This is a genomic window from Methyloversatilis sp. (genome assembly GCF_030696805.1).
In the GTDB taxonomy this organism is placed as follows: domain Bacteria; phylum Pseudomonadota; class Gammaproteobacteria; order Burkholderiales; family Rhodocyclaceae; genus Methyloversatilis.
This window is the reverse complement of the sequence record NZ_JAUYRO010000042.1, coordinates 24295-39620: the sequence shown is the minus strand read 5'-3', so window position 1 is coordinate 39620 and position 15326 is coordinate 24295. Positions and strand designations below refer to the sequence as shown.

Below are 15326 nucleotides of genomic sequence, written 5' to 3'. Positions count from 1 at the left end.
CCCGTCCCTCCACTTCGTACGACATGTCTTCCCGTTTCCCGGTTTCGCTCATCCGCATCTTTCGGACACTGGCGGCCGCAGCCCGCCGGCATCGGGACGCCCATGCGGCCCAGTCCGCCGCAGCACTGGCACTCGCGTTGCTGTTCGCGCTGGTGCCGCTGCTGGTGCTGGCGCAGCAACTCGCCGATCTGTTGCCCGACGCGTTGCGCGTAGCCAGGCCGCTGCGCGCCTACCTGACCGGTGCGCTGCTGCCGGATGAAACCGGCGCATCGGTGGTCCGCCACGCCATGCGCTTCGTCGCAAAAGCGCGTCGCCTGTCGCCAGCCGATCTGCTGGTGTTGCTGGTCAGTGCATGGGTGTGGGTGCGCACCGCTGATCATGCGCTCAATGCGATGTGGCCACAGGCGCCGCGACGCAAGCTGCGTCAGACTGTGCTGGTCTATCTCGGTCTGCCGCTTCTTGCACCGCTTGCCCTTGGCACCGGTGCCGCGCTGAGCGTGTATCTGGTCACCACGTCGCTTGGCCTGATCGACGAGCCAACCTGGCTCAAGCTCACGCTGCTGCGTGCGGCTGCCGCGCTTGTCACTGCCGGTTTTCTGCTGCTGCTGTACTGCACGCTGCCCCGCGCCCGGGTATCGCTGCGCTACGCCGTGACCGGTGCGCTGGTCGCCACGGCGCTGCTGTCGTTGATGCAGAAGGTACTCAGCGCCTATATCGATCATGTGCCGGGCTACGAGCTGGTGTACGGCGCGCTGGCGACCTTGCCGGTTTTCCTGCTGTGGCTCTATCTGTTCTGGAGCATCGTGTTGTTCGGCGCCAGCCTGACGGCGGAACTGCACGCAGGCAGACCCTAGGGCGTCATCCGTTCTTCAAGTTCGAACAGTTCGAAGGCGTGCGTTTGCAGGGTGAGGTCCGACAACCGGGCATCGCCCAGCCGGAGGCGCTCTCCGGCGGCGTGTGCGATGAGGATGTCGCGACCGACTGCGGCGCCCGTCTGCAGCATCAGTGCAGGCTGCGGGCGCCGCGAGGTCAGCGGCGGCAGCCGCAGTGCTGCGACCGACATGCGACCGGATGCGCGTTCGGTGCCGAATATCACGGTGGCCGCCTGTGCGCCGTGACTGAGCAGTTCGACACCGATTTCCATCCGGTCCGCCTGACCGCTGCGTGCCCAGCGCACCACGCAGATCATCCATTTTCGCGAATCGACGCCCTTTATCATGACCGGCGTTCCCGGACGGACCAGTCCGGTCTGGCCGCTCGCCAGGCTCAATGCGAAGCCGCTTGCACTGTCGTTCTGAATGAGCCAGTGCGAACTGCAGCGCTGCCAGTCCGGCGAGGCATCGCGCCGCTCGAGCAGTGTCCATATGGCGTCGAATCCGATCAACATTCGCACGTCCTGAGTACGCTCGCGGCGCGCCTGCTGGCGTCTTGGCATCGACATCCAGCGCGACTGAAGCATGCGCATCAGCCGGCGTGTCGGCAGTTGTTCGAGACAGGCGGGCAGATGCAGTTCGCCAGCGCTTCCACCTTCGTCGATCAGATCAAGGTGCTGGCCGAGTACCTGCCCCAGCCGCTGACAGGAGCAGTAAAGAATGTGCCCGATGCGTTCCGTGTCGGCTGGTGCGCGAAGCAGTGCGGTGGGACCACGGTCGATCTCGTCGTCGAGCCAGAACCATGAATCCAGATCGCGGTGCGGTGGTTGTATCTGCAACTGCACCGCGCCCGAGTAGCTGCGCACATACTCGGCCACCCGGAAGAAATCGGCGGGTGCAAGGTTGGGTGGCTGCGCCAGCGCCAGCGCGACCAGTTGCCGGTACAGCTGTTCCGCGTCAACAGAACCGGGCCGGCTGCTAACCGGCGCAGCCACTACCCGTGCATGCATCAACAGCGCATTGGCGGTGCCCCACATGCCCGGCGGGTCGTCGGCCGCAATGAGCACATTGAGTGCGTAGGCGTCGAGTACGCACACCATGGCATGTCCTGCGGTACGTGCGGGTCGATGGGCAGCGCCTTCGGCGAGTGCTTCGAGATAGGCACGAGCGAGCCGCATGTGCAGCAGACAGAGCAGTTCCGCCGTGTCACGCATGGCGCGTTCGACCGGCAGGGCACTCGCCGCAAGCTCTGGCTTCAGTGCGGCGGCGCAGCTTCGTGCGCGGTCGTGGAAGATGTCGAGGATGCGCACGCGGGCCGCTTGCGCTACGTTCGCCTGGTCGAGCATGTCAAGGTGGGCGGACAGCGCAGCCGTTTCATCCGCGAATCGAGCATCGACCGGCTTTGCAAGCCAGTCGAGCACCGTTCTCATGCCCTGTCCTGTCCGCGCGTCACGGATGAGCCCTTCGAGTACGGGCGATACGGAAGCGGGAAAAGACATCGTGAGCGATCGTTGCAGCGGAAGAAGGTAGGAACGATTCTAGTAAACTCGGGCTTTTCGTGCGCAGGCCATACGCCTCACTTCATTCTGGATCATGACCGATTTCCGACCCGCCAGCGCTGAACGCCCCATCATCGACCCGCCCGACCGGCTGATCGTTGCCCTGGATGTACCGAGTGCCGATCAGGCGCGCGCCGTCGTCGACCAGTTGGGCGACGAGGTTCGCTTCTACAAGATCGGTCTGGAGCTTTTCATGACCGGCAACTACTTCGAGCTGCTCGACTGGCTGGTGAAGCGTGACAAGAAGGTGTTCGTCGACCTGAAGTTCTTCGACGTACCCGAAACCGTGCGTTCAGCAGTGCGCGCGCTGTCCTGCAGCGGTGCGACCTTTGCGACGGTGCATGGCAATCAGGCCATCATGGAAGCGGCTGGCGCCGACAAAGGCGCCTTGAAGATACTTGCTGTGACCGTGCTGACCAGTCTCGATCGTGGCGATCTGGATGATCTCGGCTTTGCCTGTGATGTCGAAGCACTTGTTCTGTCGCGTGCGCGGCGCGCACTGGCAGCCGGGTGCGATGGTGTCGTGTCGTCGGGTCTTGAAGCGCCGGCGATCCGCGCCGAACTCGGCTCGCGCGTGCTGGTCGTGACGCCGGGCATCAGGCCGGTCGAAAACCGGCCGTCGGACGACCAGAAACGTACGGTCGATGTAGCGCAGGCGCTTGCCAACGGCGCCGATTACCTCGTGGTCGGGCGCCCTATCCGCAATGCGTCCGACCCGGCCGCAGCTGCGCGCCGGATGCAGCTGCAGATCGCCCAGGCGCTGGGTGTGTGCTGAAAGGGAGCCGGCGCACGTTATCAGCCCTTCGGATGATGATTTGCGCGTGAGCCTTGCAGCATACTCAGCGTGTCTTCAGTCAGCGACGGGGCAGTACCGCGTTCACGTGCTTGCGTCGGCACCTACACCCGCCCGGTGGTCCGTGCGCTCCCGGTTCTCCCGGGCGGCTGGCGCGGTGCTGTGCGCCTTTCTCCTGCTTGGTGCGCCAGCCGCGCTGGCGGCGTCCGTGCTGGTCCTGCTCAGTGAATCGGGTGGCGCCTACGCGGAGTTTGCTGATGCATTGAAGGCTGAGCGCGGCGCACGCGGAGGCTATTCGATCGCCGTGCTGTCGCGGGCAGATTTCTCGCCCGAAGCGCTCGAGTCGCATGATCTGGTGGTCGCGGTCGGTGCGAGCGCGCTGCGCACGCTTGTGCAGAGCGAGGTCAAGGTGCCGGTGCTGTCCACGCTGGTGCCGAAGACGGCCTACGAGGGCCTGGTTGCCGCCGATGCGCGCAGGTGGTCGGCCATCCATATCGATCAGCCATTTTCGCGTCAGGTGGCGCTGATCCGTCTGGCACTGCCCGACGTACGGCGCATCGGCGTGGTGGCTGATGCCGATACACCACAACGTCTGCAGCCGCTGCGCGAGGCGATGACCGGCACGCCGCTCCAGTTGGTGTCTGCGTCCTTTACCGGCGAGGCGTCTCTTTTCTCATCGCTCACGCAGGTTCTTGAGCAGTCCCAATTGTTTCTCGCACTACCGGATCCGCGTGTGCACAACGCCGGCACCGTGCGCAATCTGCTGCTGACTTCCTTCCGTGCGCGCATACCGGTGGTCGGGTTTTCCGCTGCCTACGTACGTGCCGGCGCGGTCATGTCTGTTTACTCGACGCCCGAACAGATGGCGCGCCAGGCCACCGACGCGATGATCGGCTGGACACTTGAGCGCAGCTGGCCGCAAGCGCGCTTTCCCCGTCACTTCACGGTGTCGGTGAATACCCATGTTGCACGCTCGCTCGGCCTGCGGATCGCCGATGCCGAAGCCCTGCGCGACCAACTGGTGCAGCAGGAGAAATCGCCATGAAGCACTGGGGAATCCGATCCCGCGTTCTGCTGGTGGCGCTTGCACCCCTGCTGGTGTCGGGTCTTGTCGGCGGCGCGTGGCTCGTGCTGGATCGCCTGGCCGCGCTCGAAAGCGCGCTGGTCGAACGCGGTCACGCCACAGCGCGTCAGGTTGCGGCATCCGCCGACTACGGCGTGTTTTCCGGCAATACCGATGCACTGGTGGCGCTGATCGAAGCCGCCCGGCGGGAACGTGACGTCACCGGCATCATGGTGTCGAATCGCGACGGAGACCTCGTGGTGTCAGGCGGTTTGCTCAGTCGCGAAGCCTATGTGCCCGGTGCCCGGCCGGCCGGGCTGGCACTGGTTGAGCTTGAATCTTCGACGCTGTTCATCGAGCCCATCGTGCGCAGTGCGGTGATCGGCGACCAGGACATGTTTGACGGGCTGACTGAAGACTCCGTCGACAATCGCCCCACCGGATGGGTACTGGTCGAGGTGTCGCGCAAGCGGGTCGATGCGCTGAAGACCGATTTTGCCGTGACCAGCGCGATCGTCATTGCCTGCGTGCTGCTGGCGGCCAGCGCTTTTGCGATCCGCATCAGCCATACGGTGACCCGACCGGTGCGGGAAGTATCGCGCGTCGTCCGGCGCATCGGCGACGGTCATCTCGACGAGCGTGTGCCGGTGGCGGGAGGCGGGTCGCTGCGCATACTGGGCGAAGGCGTGAACAACATGGCCGAACGGCTGACGCGTGCGCGCGACGAGCTTGAAGCACGCATCGCCGACGCGACTCGCCAGCTGCGCAGCCGCACCGACGATGCCGAACGCGCCAATCATGCGAAGTCGCGTTTCCTTGCAGCCGCCAGCCATGACCTTCGCCAGCCGATGCATGCACTCGGACTGTTCGTTGCCGAACTGGCCGAGCGCTTGCGCGGTTCGGAACATCGCTCCCTGATAAGGCAGATCGAGGAATCGGTCGGCGCGATGGAAGACCTTCTCGATGCGCTGCTCGACATGTCGAAGCTGGACGCCGGTGGCGTGACGGCGCGTCGCTCCGAGTTCGCACTGCAGCCGCTGTTGTCCCGCATCGTCGATGACTTCGCGGCCGATGCATTGCAGCGAGGGCTGCGCCTGAAGCTGCGCGCGACCGATGCATGGGCGGAGACCGATCCGCTGCTGCTTGAACGCATCATGATCAATCTGGTGTCCAATGCGGTGCGCTACACGCAGCGGGGCGGCGTGTTGATTGCCGTACGAGCGCATGGCGATCACCTGCGCATCGAGGTGCGCGACTCGGGTCCGGGTATCCCGGACGAGGCGCTCGAAATGATTTTCGAGGAGTTCTACCAGCTGCAAAATCCCGCGCGCGCGCGCGGCCAGGGTCTTGGGCTCGGGCTGGCCATCGTGCGGCGGCTGGTCGGACTGCTTGGCCACGAGGTGACCGTTCGCTCGCGGACCGGTTTGGGGTCGGTGTTCGCGATCGAAGTCCCTCGTGTTGAAAGTGGCAACCGGCCGACGCCCGAAGATGTGCCGGAAGTGATGCCCGACCGACTTTCGCTGTTCGTTGTCGTGATTGATGACGATCCGGGATCGCGCACCAGCATCGCCGGCCTGCTTGCCTCCTGGGGCTGCGAGGTGCTGTGTGCCGGAACGCTGTCCGAAGCGCGCGACGCCATCCGGCAGCGCGACAAGGCGCCGGCACTTGTCCTGTGCGATTTTCGGCTCGCAGCCGTCGCGACCGGTATCGATGTGCTCGACACGCTGCTCGCCGAGCAGAAGGGTGACATCGCCGCCGCACTGGTAACCGGCGACACCGATCCGCAAGTGAGGCGCATGGCGACCGCGCGTGGCTACCCGGTGTTGCACAAGCCAGTGCGCCCGGCGCGGTTGCGCGCGTTGATCCAGCAGGTTCTCGCGCAGTCACAGAACCCGGTCGCCTGATGACGATTGAGGTTACGTGGTGAATGTCTTGCTGCGCAGTGGGTTCTTCGCTAATATCGCGGGTTTTCCTCGTTTCGAAGGAAGTGTAATGGTCGTTATCCGTCTCGCGCGTGGGGGTGCCAAGAAGCGCCCGTTTTTCAATATCGTTGCGACCGATTCCCGCAATCGTCGCGATGGCCGTTTCATTGAGCGCGTCGGTTATTACAACCCGATCGCTCCGGAAGGCACTGGCCTGTCGGTCAACGCTGAACGACTGGCCTACTGGACTGGCGTCGGTGCGCAACTGAGCCCGACGGTCGCCCGTCTGGTCAAGAAGGTCGCCTGATTTCCGGCTTGACGAGCACCATGGTCGTCCTCGGGCGGCTGTCGGCGCCGTTTGGCGTGCAGGGCTGGTTGAGGTTGCACCCGTTCGGTGACGACCCCCAGTCCTGGAAAGTGATTCGTGACTGGCGTGTTCACGCCGATGCCGATGCGCCTGCGGCGCAGTGGAGCACGTTGAAGCTGGCCGAGTTGAAGCTGCAGAACACCGGTCCGGTCGTTAAGTTCGAAGGCTGCGACGATCGCAACGGTTCGGAAAGGCTGGTCGGCCTGTATGTCGCCGTACCGCGCCATGAACTTCCGGACACCGGAGAGGATGAATATTACTGGGGCGACCTGATCGGTCTGTCGGTCGTAAACAGTGCGGGCGTGATGCTCGGTCACATCGATCGATTGCTGGAAACCGGTGCCGACGACGTGCTGGTTGTAGTCGATGCCCAGTCCGACGACAAGCCGGTAGAGCGTCTGATTCCTTTCGTGTCGGCCGTCGTGACCGATGTCGATCGCGAAGCGGGCGTGGTTTGTGTCGAATGGGATGCGCAATGGTAGGGCCTGATGGCTCTGTTGAAGTCACCGGAGCGGCGGTTGTCGCCTTCGAGGTGATCACGCTGTTTCCGGAAATGTTTGCGGCTATCGAACGCAGCGGCATCACCCGACGCGCGATGGAACGGAAGTTGTGGCGGGCGAATTACGTCAACCCACGTGATTTCGCGACCGACGCCCACCGTACCGTGGATGACCGGCCGTATGGCGGTGGTCCCGGCATGGTGATGATGGCGGAACCGCTTGCGCAGTCGATTGCGTCGTGCCGGGCACGTCACGCAGGAGCGGTGAAAGTGGTGCATTTTTCACCGGCTGGCGAGCGCCTGACGCATCGCCGGGTGATGGAGCTGGCGGGCGCGCAGGCACTGGTCTTGTTGTGTGGCCGGTATGAAGGGGTGGATCAGCGCTTGATCGACCGCCATGTCGACCTGGAAGTATCGCTGGGTGATTTCGTGTTGTCCGGCGGTGAATTGCCGGCGATGGTGCTGATGGATGCCATCATCCGCCAGCTGCCGGGCGCATTGAATGATGCGAATTCTGCGATCGAGGATTCATTCGTCGCTGGCCTGCTCGACTGTCCGCACTACACGCGGCCGGAGACGTGGGAAGGTGAAACGGTGCCGGACGTGCTGCTGTCGGGTGATCATGCCCGCATCCGGCGCTGGCGGGCCGAACAGGCTCTGGCGCTGACGCGCAAGCGTCGTCCGGACCTGCTGTAGAAGCATGAAGTAAATGCTGTTGAAGTAGATAGGGTGGTCGCGGTTTGGATCACTTCAATAAATGCGCGCATCACGGAACAGGTGCTCTGCGGCAAGGCAATGCCACTGACCAGGAGTTTTTGCAATGAATTTGATTGAGCAACTCGAGCAGGAAGAAATCGCCCGTCTGGGCAAGAACATTCCCGACTTCGCACCGGGCGACACGGTGATCGTGAATGTGAATGTGGTCGAAGGCGAGCGCAAGCGCGTCCAGGCTTACGAAGGCGTCGTGATCTCAAAGCGCAATCGCGGCCTGAATTCAAATTTCATCGTGCGCAAGATTTCCAGTGGCGAAGGCGTCGAGCGGACCTTCCAGACCTATTCACCGCTGATCGCATCGGTCGAGGTGAAGCGTCGCGGCGACGTGCGTCGCGCCAAGCTGTACTACCTGCGCGAACGTTCGGGCAAGTCGGCGCGCATCAAGGAAAAGCTGGTCCGCCGCGCCGCACCGGCTGCCAAGCAAGACTGACATCCGTCAGGCGGGGCGCTTCGGCGTTCCGCGCCGCGGTAGTGAAAAAGGGACCGCAAGGTCCCTTTTTCACGTCTGTTATTGCGGGTGATGTCAGCCGGCATCCAGCGGCAGCAGCGCAGCCCGAACCTGAGCCCGCACGCCTGCCTCATCCAGCCCGACTTCCGCCATCAGCTGCGCCGGATCGCCGTGATCGACGAAGCGGTCCGGCAGGCCGATCCGCACCACGCGACAGGCGAGACGAGCGTCGTTGACCAACCGCTCGACCTCGCTGCCGGCGCCGCCGATCAGCGCGTTCTCTTCCAGCGTCACCAGCACTGCGTGGCGCTGTGCCAGTCCGAGTACGAGCGCAGTGTCGAGCGGCTTGGCAAAGCGCATGTTCGCCACGCTGGCATCGAACTCATCGGCCACCGCCAGCGCCGGTGTGAGCATCGCGCCGAATGCGAGCAGGGCGACTTCACCGTTGCCGGAACGGCGCAGCTCGCCCTTGCCGATCGGCATAGTGCGCATGTCGCTCTGCAAAGGAACGCCGGGGCCGCTACCACGCGGATAGCGCACGGCGCTGGGACCTTCGTGCAGGTAAGCGGTGTACAGCATCTGCCGGCACTCGTTTTCGTCGCTCGGTGTCATCACGACGATGTTCGGTAGGCACATCAGGTAGGACAGGTCGAACGCACCATGATGCGTCGCACCGTCGGCACCCACCAGACCGGCGCGGTCGAGCGCCATCATGACCGGGAGGTTCTGCAGGCAGACGTCGTGGATCAGCTGGTCGTAAGCGCGCTGCAGGAATGTCGAGTAAATGGCGACGACCGGCTTCATGCCTTCGCATGCGATGCCTGCCGCGAAGGTCAGCGCGTGCTGTTCTGCGATGCCGACATCGAAGTAGCGCGTCGGGTACTCCTGGGCGAAGCGCACCATGCCAGAGCCTTCGCGCATCGCCGGCGTGATCGCCATCAGCTTGTCGCTCAGCGCCGCCATGTCGCACAGCCAATCGCCGAACACCTGGGTATAGGTCAGCTTGCCGGCGCCCTTGGCCGTCTGGATACCTGCGAGATGGTCGAATTTGCCGACGCCGTGATACAGGATGGGGTCGGCTTCCGCCAGTTTGTAGCCGTAGCCCTTCTTCGTGATCACGTGCAGGAACTTCGGTCCCGGCAGTTCGCGCAGGTTTTCGAGCGTCGGAATCAGGGCGTCGAGATCATGTCCGTCGATCGGGCCGTAGTAGTGGAAACCGAATTCCTCGAACAGCGTACCCGGCGTGATCATGCCCTTCACATGTTCTTCCGCTCGTTTGGCAAACTCCTTCAACGAAGGCGCCAGCTCCAGCACTTTGGCACCCGCGCGCCGCGCAGCGTTGTAGGTCTGGCCGGACAGCAGGCGCGTCAGGTATTTGTTCAGCGCGCCGACCGGCGGCGATATCGACATGTCGTTGTCGTTCAGGATGACGAGGATGTCCGCGTCTTCCACGCCGGCGTTGTTCAGCGCTTCGAAGGCCATGCCGGCCGTCATCGCGCCGTCACCGATCACCGCAATGCTATGGCGCTTCACACCCTGCGCTCGGGCTGCGACCGCCATACCGAGCGCCGCGGAGATCGAGGTCGAAGAGTGCGCGGTGCCGAAGGTGTCGTATTCGCTTTCGCAGCGGCGCGGAAAGCCGCTCACGCCGTGATACTGGCGCAGTGTCGACATGCGTTCGCGGCGCCCGGTCAGTATCTTGTGTGCGTACGTCTGATGGCCCACATCCCACACGATACGGTCGTGCGGCGTGTTGTATATGTGGTGCAGCGCGACCGTCAGTTCCACCGTTCCAAGGTTGGACGACAGGTGACCGCCGGTGCGCGACACCGATTCAAGCAGGAATCTGCGCAGTTCGGCCGCCAGCGGCGCAAGGTCGCGCGCATTGAGCGCCCGCACGTCAGCCGGAGATCTGATGGTGTCGAGCAGCGGGTAGGCGCTTGTCGTTTGCAAGGATCTGTCCATGTTCAGTTCTGCCGTGTCAGCACGAAGTCGGCGAGTTCGCGCAGGCGCTGTGCCTTGTTGCCAAAACCGGTGAGGCTGTCGAGCGCTTCGTCGTGAAGCTCGCGGGCGCGTTCTCGCGCCCGGCCAATGCCCAGTGTGGTGACATACGTCGGCTTGTTGGCCGCGGCGTCCTTGCCCGCAGTCTTGCCCAACGCCGCCGTGCTCGCCTCACAGTCGAGCAGGTCATCCACCACCTGGAACAGCAGCCCGACGCGCGCTGCGTAATGGTCCAGCTTCGCCGTGCCGGCGGCGTCCAGTTCGCCACAGGCAGCACCGAGTTTCACCGCACAGCGTATCAGCGCGCCGGTTTTGTGGATATGCATGAATTCCAGCGCTTCGACGTCCAGTTCCAGGCCGACCGATGCCAGATCGATCGCCTGACCGCCGGCCATGCCGCGCGAGCCCGACGCGACCGCGAGTTGAGTGATGAGCGCGACACGCGTGGCCGGGGCGACCGCGCAGTGTTCGGAGAGCAGCAGAAAGGCGAGCGACTGCAGGCTGTCGCCGACCAGCAGCGCCGTTGCATCGTCGTACTGCACATGCACCGTGGGCTTGCCGCGGCGAAGCACATCGTCGTCCATGCACGGCATGTCGTCATGCACGAGGGAATAGACGTGGATCAGTTCAAGCGCACAGGCGGCGGCGTCGAGCGCTTCCGGCGCGGCGCCGGACAGGGCGCCGGCTGCGTGACAGAGCAGCGGACGCACCCGCTTGCCGCCGCCCAGCGCGGCATAGCGCATGGCTTCGTGCAATCGGGCCGGGGCGATGGTTTCGGGCGGCAGGAAGCGGTCGAGCGCGCTTTCGGTGCGCTGCTGCACCGCGCCCACCCAGTCGCGAAAACCCGGTCCGCCGTCAGTCATCGCCACGCGCGCTGGCATCGGCCGGAAAGTCGCGCAGCAACCCGTCTTCGAGTATCTGCACCGTCTGTTCGGCCGCGTTCAGCGCAGACTGGCAGTGGCGCACCAGATCGACGCCCCGCTGGTAGCGCTCCAGCGCGCTGTCGAGCGGCAGCTTGCCGTCTTCCATCGCACGCACGATGGATTCAAGTTCTTCGATGGCGGTCTCGAAGCTGGCGGGCTCTGACGCCGCTTCTGATTTTCGGGTCATGCTGGGTACGGGCAGCTGGCTGGACCGCGAAAAATAGCTGATCCACCCCGGGCGGTCAAACCTGCATCTGGTTATACTCACCGGCTTTGTCACGCGCACCCGGTCCCTGCACATCCGTGCACAGTATTTCTTGTGCCGTGTGTTCCGCGCAGGCCGGCGCGCGGTTTTCCAACTTTGACTTCGGGGGTTGGGGAATGTCCGATCTGCAGTCCATTACCCGTCTGGAACCGGCGCACACTCAGTTTCCGGTGTCCTGGTACGTCGATTCATCGCTGTTCGAACTCGAAAAACGCGTGCTGTTCGACAACGGACCGGGCTATGTGGGGCATGAGCTGATGGTGCCCGACGCAGGCGATTATCAGACCCTTGGCTGGGCAGCCGATGCGCTCATGCTGGTACGCAATGCGTCCGGCATTGAACTGCTGTCCAACGTTTGCCGCCATCGCCAGGCGCTCATGATGAAGGGGCGCGGCAACGCGTCCAACATCGTCTGCCCGGTCCATCGCTGGACCTACGACACGCGCGGCGAACTGCTGGGTGCACCGCATTTCCCGAATACGCCCTGCCTGAACCTGAAGCGCCAGCCGCTGCAGAACTGGAAGGGGCTGCTGTTTTCGGGCCAGCGCGACATCGCGGCTGATCTGGCCGGCATGCAGGTGGCACCGGATTTCGACTTTTCCGGTTACCGGCTCGATCACGTAGAGATGCACCAGTGCAACTACAACTGGAAAACCTTCATCGAGGTCTATCTTGAGGACTATCACGTCGAGCCCTTCCACCCCGGGCTGGGCAAGTTCGTCACTTGTGATGATCTGAGCTGGCAGTTCGCGCGCGACTACTCGGTGCAGCGGGTTGGCGTGAATAACCGGCTGGCGCGGCCCGGCACGCCGACCTATGAACGCTGGCACCGCGCGGTGCTCGACTACTACCAGGGCGAACTCCCGCCGCACGGCGCGATATGGCTTACCTACTACCCGAACATCATGGTCGAGTGGTATCCGCACGTGCTGGTGGTCAGCACGCTGTACCCGCAGGGCCCGGACAGCACGCTCAACATGGTCGAGTTCTACTATCCGGAGGAGATCGTGCTGTTCGAGCGCGAATTCATCGAAGCCGAGCGTGCGGCCTACATGGAAACCGCGCGCGAGGACGACGAGATCGGCGAACGCATGGATGCCGGCAGGCGTGCGCTGATGAAGCAGGGCCGCTCGGAAACCGGGCCCTACCAGTCGCCGATGGAAGATGGCATGCAGCACTTCCACGCGTGGTATCGCCGCGAAATGGCAGACTATCTGTGAAGGCTGGATACCCGTGAGCCTTGGTCGGCGCCTTCGGCAGGACGGGGCACCGTGCTGCCCTGTTGCCTTGCGTCACTGACGGCCCTGCGATGCAGTCGCTGTGGATGGTGCTTGCCAGCCTTTTGTTCGCGTCGATGGGCGTGTGCGTGAAGCTGGCAAGCGATGCACTTCCGGCATCTGAAATCGCCTTTTACCGCGGCTTCATTGCGCTGTTGCTGGTCGCCGTGGTGATGCGCTTGCGCGGCGCTGACTTCGCCACACCGCACGCCGGATTGCATCTGAAGCGTGGCGTGTCGGGTGCGGTGTCGCTCATCCTGTACTTCGAGGCCATTTCGCTGCTGCCGCTTCCGACCGCGGTCACGCTCAACTACACATCGCCGCTGTTCATGGCCGCCTGGCTGGGCTTCACTGCGTCGGGCGAGTTGTCGCGACCGCTGATGCTGGCACTGGCCATCGGTTTCGCCGGTGTCGTGCTGGTGCTGCAACCTACGCTGGGCAGCGAACAGTGGGTTGGCGGGCTGTTCGGACTCGGGTCGGGGCTGATCGCCACCGTTGCCTATCTGAGCGTGCGCGACCTGGGGCGCCTGGGCGAACCGGAGTGGCGCATCGTGCTCTACTTTTCTGCCTGTTCGACAGTACTGGGTGCGCTGTGGGCGCTCGCCGACGGCGGGTTTCACTTCCATTCGGCACGGACCTGGGCGCTGCTGGGCGGCGTCGGCGTGTTCGGCACGGCCGCTCAACTGTGCATGACTGCCGCCTACAAGGGTGGGCGCACACTGGTGTCGGCCAGCCTGGCGTACACGACGGTCGCTTTTTCGACGCTTTACGGCATCCTGCTATGGCAGGAAGTGCCGTCTGCAGTAGTCTGGCTGGGCATGTTGCTCATTGTTGCCAGCGGCCTGCTTGCGCTGCTCAGGCCGCCGCCGGTGAAGACCTAGTTTTTCAAGGAGATTTCAAATGATCGCAACCGAGTCCGATGGCAATCTGGTGACGGTGTCCGCCTTCGGCGAGTTCACGCTGGCGGATTACCGCGAGTTCGAAAACCTGGTGAATTACCGCATCAAATTCGAAGGGGTGGTCAATCTGCTGATCGACCTGCGCCAGATGACCGATTTCACGCTCGACATGGCGCTCGAGGAACTGCGCTTCGCCCGCGAGCACAGCCACGACTTCGGGCGCATCGCGGTGCTGGCCGGCAGTCCCTGGATGATCTGGACGGCCTGGCTGTCGCAGGTGTTCGTCGATGCCGACGTGACCGTGTTCGACGACGAGGCCAGCGCGCGCGCCTGGCTCGCCGAAACGGTGTGAGCGCCGTGGGTCCGCTGATCAGCGCCGAGGCACTCGCAGGTCGCCTCGGCGACGACGCTCTGGTCATGATCGACTGCCGGCACGATCTGGCACGACCTGACGCCGGCGAAGCCGCGTGGGCTGAGAGCCATATTCCCGGGGCGCTGTTCATGCACCTCGATCGCGACCTGTCGTCGGTGAAAACCGGCAGCAACGGCCGTCACCCGCTGCCATCGCCGGCCGCCTTCACCGCGTTGCTCGGTCGCTGCGGCATCACACCGCAGCACACCGTGGTCGCCTACGATGACGCTGGCGGCATGTTCGCCGCCCGTCTGTGGTGGATGTTGCGCTGGGTCGGTCATGCCGACGCCGCGGTACTCGATGGCGGCCTCGCCGCTTGGCGCGCCGCGGGCGGCGCGCTTGACCAGACCGTACGCAGCCGCCCGGCCACGCGCTATCCGGTAGGCGCGGTCGAAACCACGCTGGATGCCGACGCCTTGATGGCCAATCTCGACAGCGCCGCGCTGCTGGTGGTCGATGCGCGTGCGCCGGACCGTTTCCGCGGCGAGAACGAAACGCTGGATCCGGTCGGCGGCCACATACCGGGTGCGGTCAACCGCTTCTTCAAACTGAATCTGACCGACGATGGCCGCTTCAAGCCGGCCGACGTCCTGCGCGCCGAGTGGTGTGCCATCGCCAATGGACGGGATCCGGCAACCCTGGTCATGCAGTGCGGCAGTGGCGTCACGGCCTGCCATAACCTGCTCGCGCTCGAACTCGCTGGCCTGTCCGGCGCGCGCCTGTATCCGGGTTCGTGGAGCGAATGGTGCAGCGATCCGGCACGACCGGTGGCGCGCTGAACGGCGCCACCGACCCTGTTGGCGACAACGCGATGATTGCGCGCGAACTGCTTGCGCAGGTCGCCGTACGAGGCGCCGGGCGGTCGATCTGCCCGTCGGAAGTCGCGCGCGCACTGGTCACTGACTGGCGCGCACTGATGCCGCGCGTGCAAGAGGTGGCGCGCCAGCTGGCACGTGACGGTCTGGTTGTCATCACACAGGGGGGCGAAAAGCGCGACCCGAACGCCGACTGGCGCGGCCCGATCCGTTTGGCGCAGGCGCCTGAGCGCTCCGCCGGCTCCAACGGAGCGATTTGTTGGCCGTGAAAGGGTGGTCGGGAAAGCGGTCGCCTTCTGCAAGATCTGCCGGTCGACGGCGTTGATTGTCTGGTCGATATCGAACTGACGCCATCGGAGGCACACGGGCATGATGTGCTCGTGCGGATCGCTGAACTGGAACTGATTTTTGCGCGTTCGCTCTACCCGTGCGCCGTC

17 protein-coding genes are annotated in these 15326 nt (G+C 64.3%); 13 read left to right on the top strand and 4 right to left on the bottom strand.

Going from position 1 to position 15326, the window contains the following annotated elements; genetic code table 11:
• Positions 1-23 precede the first annotated feature (23 nt).
• Positions 24-854, top strand: coding sequence for a YihY/virulence factor BrkB family protein (locus tag Q8R75_RS07585; RefSeq protein WP_305611563.1), 831 nt, complete (start codon positions 24-26; stop codon positions 852-854).
• Here Q8R75_RS07585 and Q8R75_RS07580 read toward each other — a convergent pair.
• A complete protein-coding gene (locus Q8R75_RS07580; protein ID WP_305611562.1) occupies positions 851-2302 on the bottom strand; it encodes a hypothetical protein in 1452 nt (483 codons plus the stop codon). The genes Q8R75_RS07585 and Q8R75_RS07580 overlap by 4 nt on opposite strands.
• 163 nt (positions 2303-2465) lie before the next feature.
• Between Q8R75_RS07580 and pyrF the strand changes: the two genes are divergently transcribed.
• From pyrF to rplS, 7 genes are all read left to right on the top strand, one after another.
• On the top strand, positions 2466-3206 hold the full coding sequence (pyrF, locus tag Q8R75_RS07575; protein WP_305611561.1) for an orotidine-5'-phosphate decarboxylase: 741 nt from the start codon (positions 2466-2468) through the stop codon (positions 3204-3206).
• A 142-nt stretch (positions 3207-3348) separates the two neighbouring features.
• Positions 3349-4269, top strand: coding sequence for an ABC transporter substrate binding protein (locus tag Q8R75_RS07570; protein WP_305611560.1), 921 nt, complete (start codon positions 3349-3351; stop codon positions 4267-4269).
• Positions 4266-6191, top strand: coding sequence for an ATP-binding protein (locus tag Q8R75_RS07565; RefSeq protein ID WP_305611559.1), 1926 nt, complete (start codon positions 4266-4268; stop codon positions 6189-6191). Before Q8R75_RS07570 ends, Q8R75_RS07565 begins: the two co-directional genes overlap by 4 nt.
• 88 nt (positions 6192-6279) lie before the next feature.
• A complete protein-coding gene (gene rpsP, locus Q8R75_RS07560; protein WP_069039486.1) occupies positions 6280-6516 on the top strand; it encodes a 30S ribosomal protein S16 in 237 nt (78 codons plus the stop codon).
• An 8-nt stretch (positions 6517-6524) separates the two neighbouring features.
• On the top strand, positions 6525-7058 hold the full coding sequence (rimM, locus tag Q8R75_RS07555) for a ribosome maturation factor RimM (protein ID WP_305611557.1): 534 nt from the start codon (positions 6525-6527) through the stop codon (positions 7056-7058).
• Positions 7052-7771, top strand: coding sequence for a tRNA (guanosine(37)-N1)-methyltransferase TrmD (gene trmD, locus Q8R75_RS07550; protein WP_305611555.1), 720 nt, complete (start codon positions 7052-7054; stop codon positions 7769-7771). Before rimM ends, trmD begins: the two co-directional genes overlap by 7 nt.
• A 124-nt stretch (positions 7772-7895) precedes the next feature.
• Entirely contained in the window at positions 7896-8279 is a 384-nt protein-coding gene (gene rplS, locus Q8R75_RS07545) for a 50S ribosomal protein L19 (RefSeq protein WP_069039488.1), read from the top strand.
• 93 nt (positions 8280-8372) lie between these two features.
• On the opposite strand, the gene dxs is transcribed toward rplS, so the two are convergent.
• From dxs to xseB, 3 genes are read right to left on the bottom strand one after another with little or no spacing between them, the layout of a single operon-like run.
• Positions 8373-10262 carry a 1-deoxy-D-xylulose-5-phosphate synthase gene (gene dxs / locus Q8R75_RS07540; protein ID WP_305611551.1) on the bottom strand — a complete coding sequence of 630 codons (1890 nt, stop codon included), beginning with the start codon at positions 10260-10262 and terminating at the stop codon, positions 8373-8375.
• Positions 10263-10264: 2 nt separating this feature from the next.
• Entirely contained in the window at positions 10265-11161 is an 897-nt protein-coding gene (locus Q8R75_RS07535) for a polyprenyl synthetase family protein (RefSeq protein ID WP_305611549.1), read from the bottom strand.
• Positions 11154-11408 carry an exodeoxyribonuclease VII small subunit gene (xseB, locus tag Q8R75_RS07530; RefSeq protein ID WP_305611547.1) on the bottom strand — a complete coding sequence of 85 codons (255 nt, stop codon included), beginning with the start codon at positions 11406-11408 and terminating at the stop codon, positions 11154-11156. Before xseB ends, Q8R75_RS07535 begins: the two co-directional genes overlap by 8 nt.
• Before the next feature lie 194 nt (positions 11409-11602).
• Here xseB and Q8R75_RS07525 point away from each other — a divergent pair, with 194 nt between their 5' ends.
• The 5 genes from Q8R75_RS07525 to Q8R75_RS07505 all read left to right on the top strand — a co-directional run bounded on the left by Q8R75_RS07525 (position 11603) and on the right by Q8R75_RS07505 (position 15158).
• Complete coding sequence (locus Q8R75_RS07525; protein WP_305663630.1) at positions 11603-12706, top strand: aromatic ring-hydroxylating dioxygenase subunit alpha; 1104 nt, start codon at positions 11603-11605, stop codon at positions 12704-12706.
• Between the two features lie 89 nt (positions 12707-12795).
• Positions 12796-13644: a DMT family transporter gene (locus Q8R75_RS07520; RefSeq protein WP_305611544.1), complete on the top strand. Its 849-nt coding sequence runs from the start codon at positions 12796-12798 to the stop codon at positions 13642-13644.
• A 19-nt stretch (positions 13645-13663) separates the two neighbouring features.
• Positions 13664-14014, top strand: a complete 351-nt coding sequence (locus Q8R75_RS07515; protein ID WP_305611543.1) for an STAS/SEC14 domain-containing protein — start codon at positions 13664-13666, stop codon at positions 14012-14014.
• Between the two features lie 5 nt (positions 14015-14019).
• Positions 14020-14853 carry a sulfurtransferase gene (locus tag Q8R75_RS07510; RefSeq protein WP_305663629.1) on the top strand — a complete coding sequence of 278 codons (834 nt, stop codon included), beginning with the start codon at positions 14020-14022 and terminating at the stop codon, positions 14851-14853.
• Positions 14817-15158, top strand: coding sequence for a DUF3253 domain-containing protein (locus Q8R75_RS07505; protein WP_305611541.1), 342 nt, complete (start codon positions 14817-14819; stop codon positions 15156-15158). Before Q8R75_RS07510 ends, Q8R75_RS07505 begins: the two co-directional genes overlap by 37 nt.
• Positions 15159-15326: the final 168 nt, after the last annotated feature.

Coding starts and splice junctions, on each gene's coding strand:
- Q8R75_RS07585 (WP_305611563.1), top strand. CDS start 24: ATGTCTTCCCGTTTCCCGGTTTCGCTCATCCGCATCTTTCGGACACTG.
- rplS (WP_069039488.1), top strand. CDS start 7,896: ATGAATTTGATTGAGCAACTCGAGCAGGAAGAAATCGCCCGTCTGGGC.
- dxs (WP_305611551.1), bottom strand. CDS start 10,262: ATGGACAGATCCTTGCAAACGACAAGCGCCTACCCGCTGCTCGACACC.
- Q8R75_RS07515 (WP_305611543.1), top strand. CDS start 13,664: ATGATCGCAACCGAGTCCGATGGCAATCTGGTGACGGTGTCCGCCTTC.
- Q8R75_RS07535 (WP_305611549.1), bottom strand. CDS start 11,161: ATGACTGACGGCGGACCGGGTTTTCGCGACTGGGTGGGCGCGGTGCAG.
- rpsP (WP_069039486.1), top strand. CDS start 6,280: ATGGTCGTTATCCGTCTCGCGCGTGGGGGTGCCAAGAAGCGCCCGTTT.
- xseB (WP_305611547.1), bottom strand. CDS start 11,408: ATGACCCGAAAATCAGAAGCGGCGTCAGAGCCCGCCAGCTTCGAGACC.
- pyrF (WP_305611561.1), top strand. CDS start 2,466: ATGACCGATTTCCGACCCGCCAGCGCTGAACGCCCCATCATCGACCCG.
- Q8R75_RS07505 (WP_305611541.1), top strand. CDS start 14,817: ATGGTGCAGCGATCCGGCACGACCGGTGGCGCGCTGAACGGCGCCACC.
- Q8R75_RS07520 (WP_305611544.1), top strand. CDS start 12,796: ATGCAGTCGCTGTGGATGGTGCTTGCCAGCCTTTTGTTCGCGTCGATG.
- Q8R75_RS07525 (WP_305663630.1), top strand. CDS start 11,603: ATGTCCGATCTGCAGTCCATTACCCGTCTGGAACCGGCGCACACTCAG.
- trmD (WP_305611555.1), top strand. CDS start 7,052: ATGGTAGGGCCTGATGGCTCTGTTGAAGTCACCGGAGCGGCGGTTGTC.
- Q8R75_RS07580 (WP_305611562.1), bottom strand. CDS start 2,302: ATGAGAACGGTGCTCGACTGGCTTGCAAAGCCGGTCGATGCTCGATTC.
- Q8R75_RS07565 (WP_305611559.1), top strand. CDS start 4,266: ATGAAGCACTGGGGAATCCGATCCCGCGTTCTGCTGGTGGCGCTTGCA.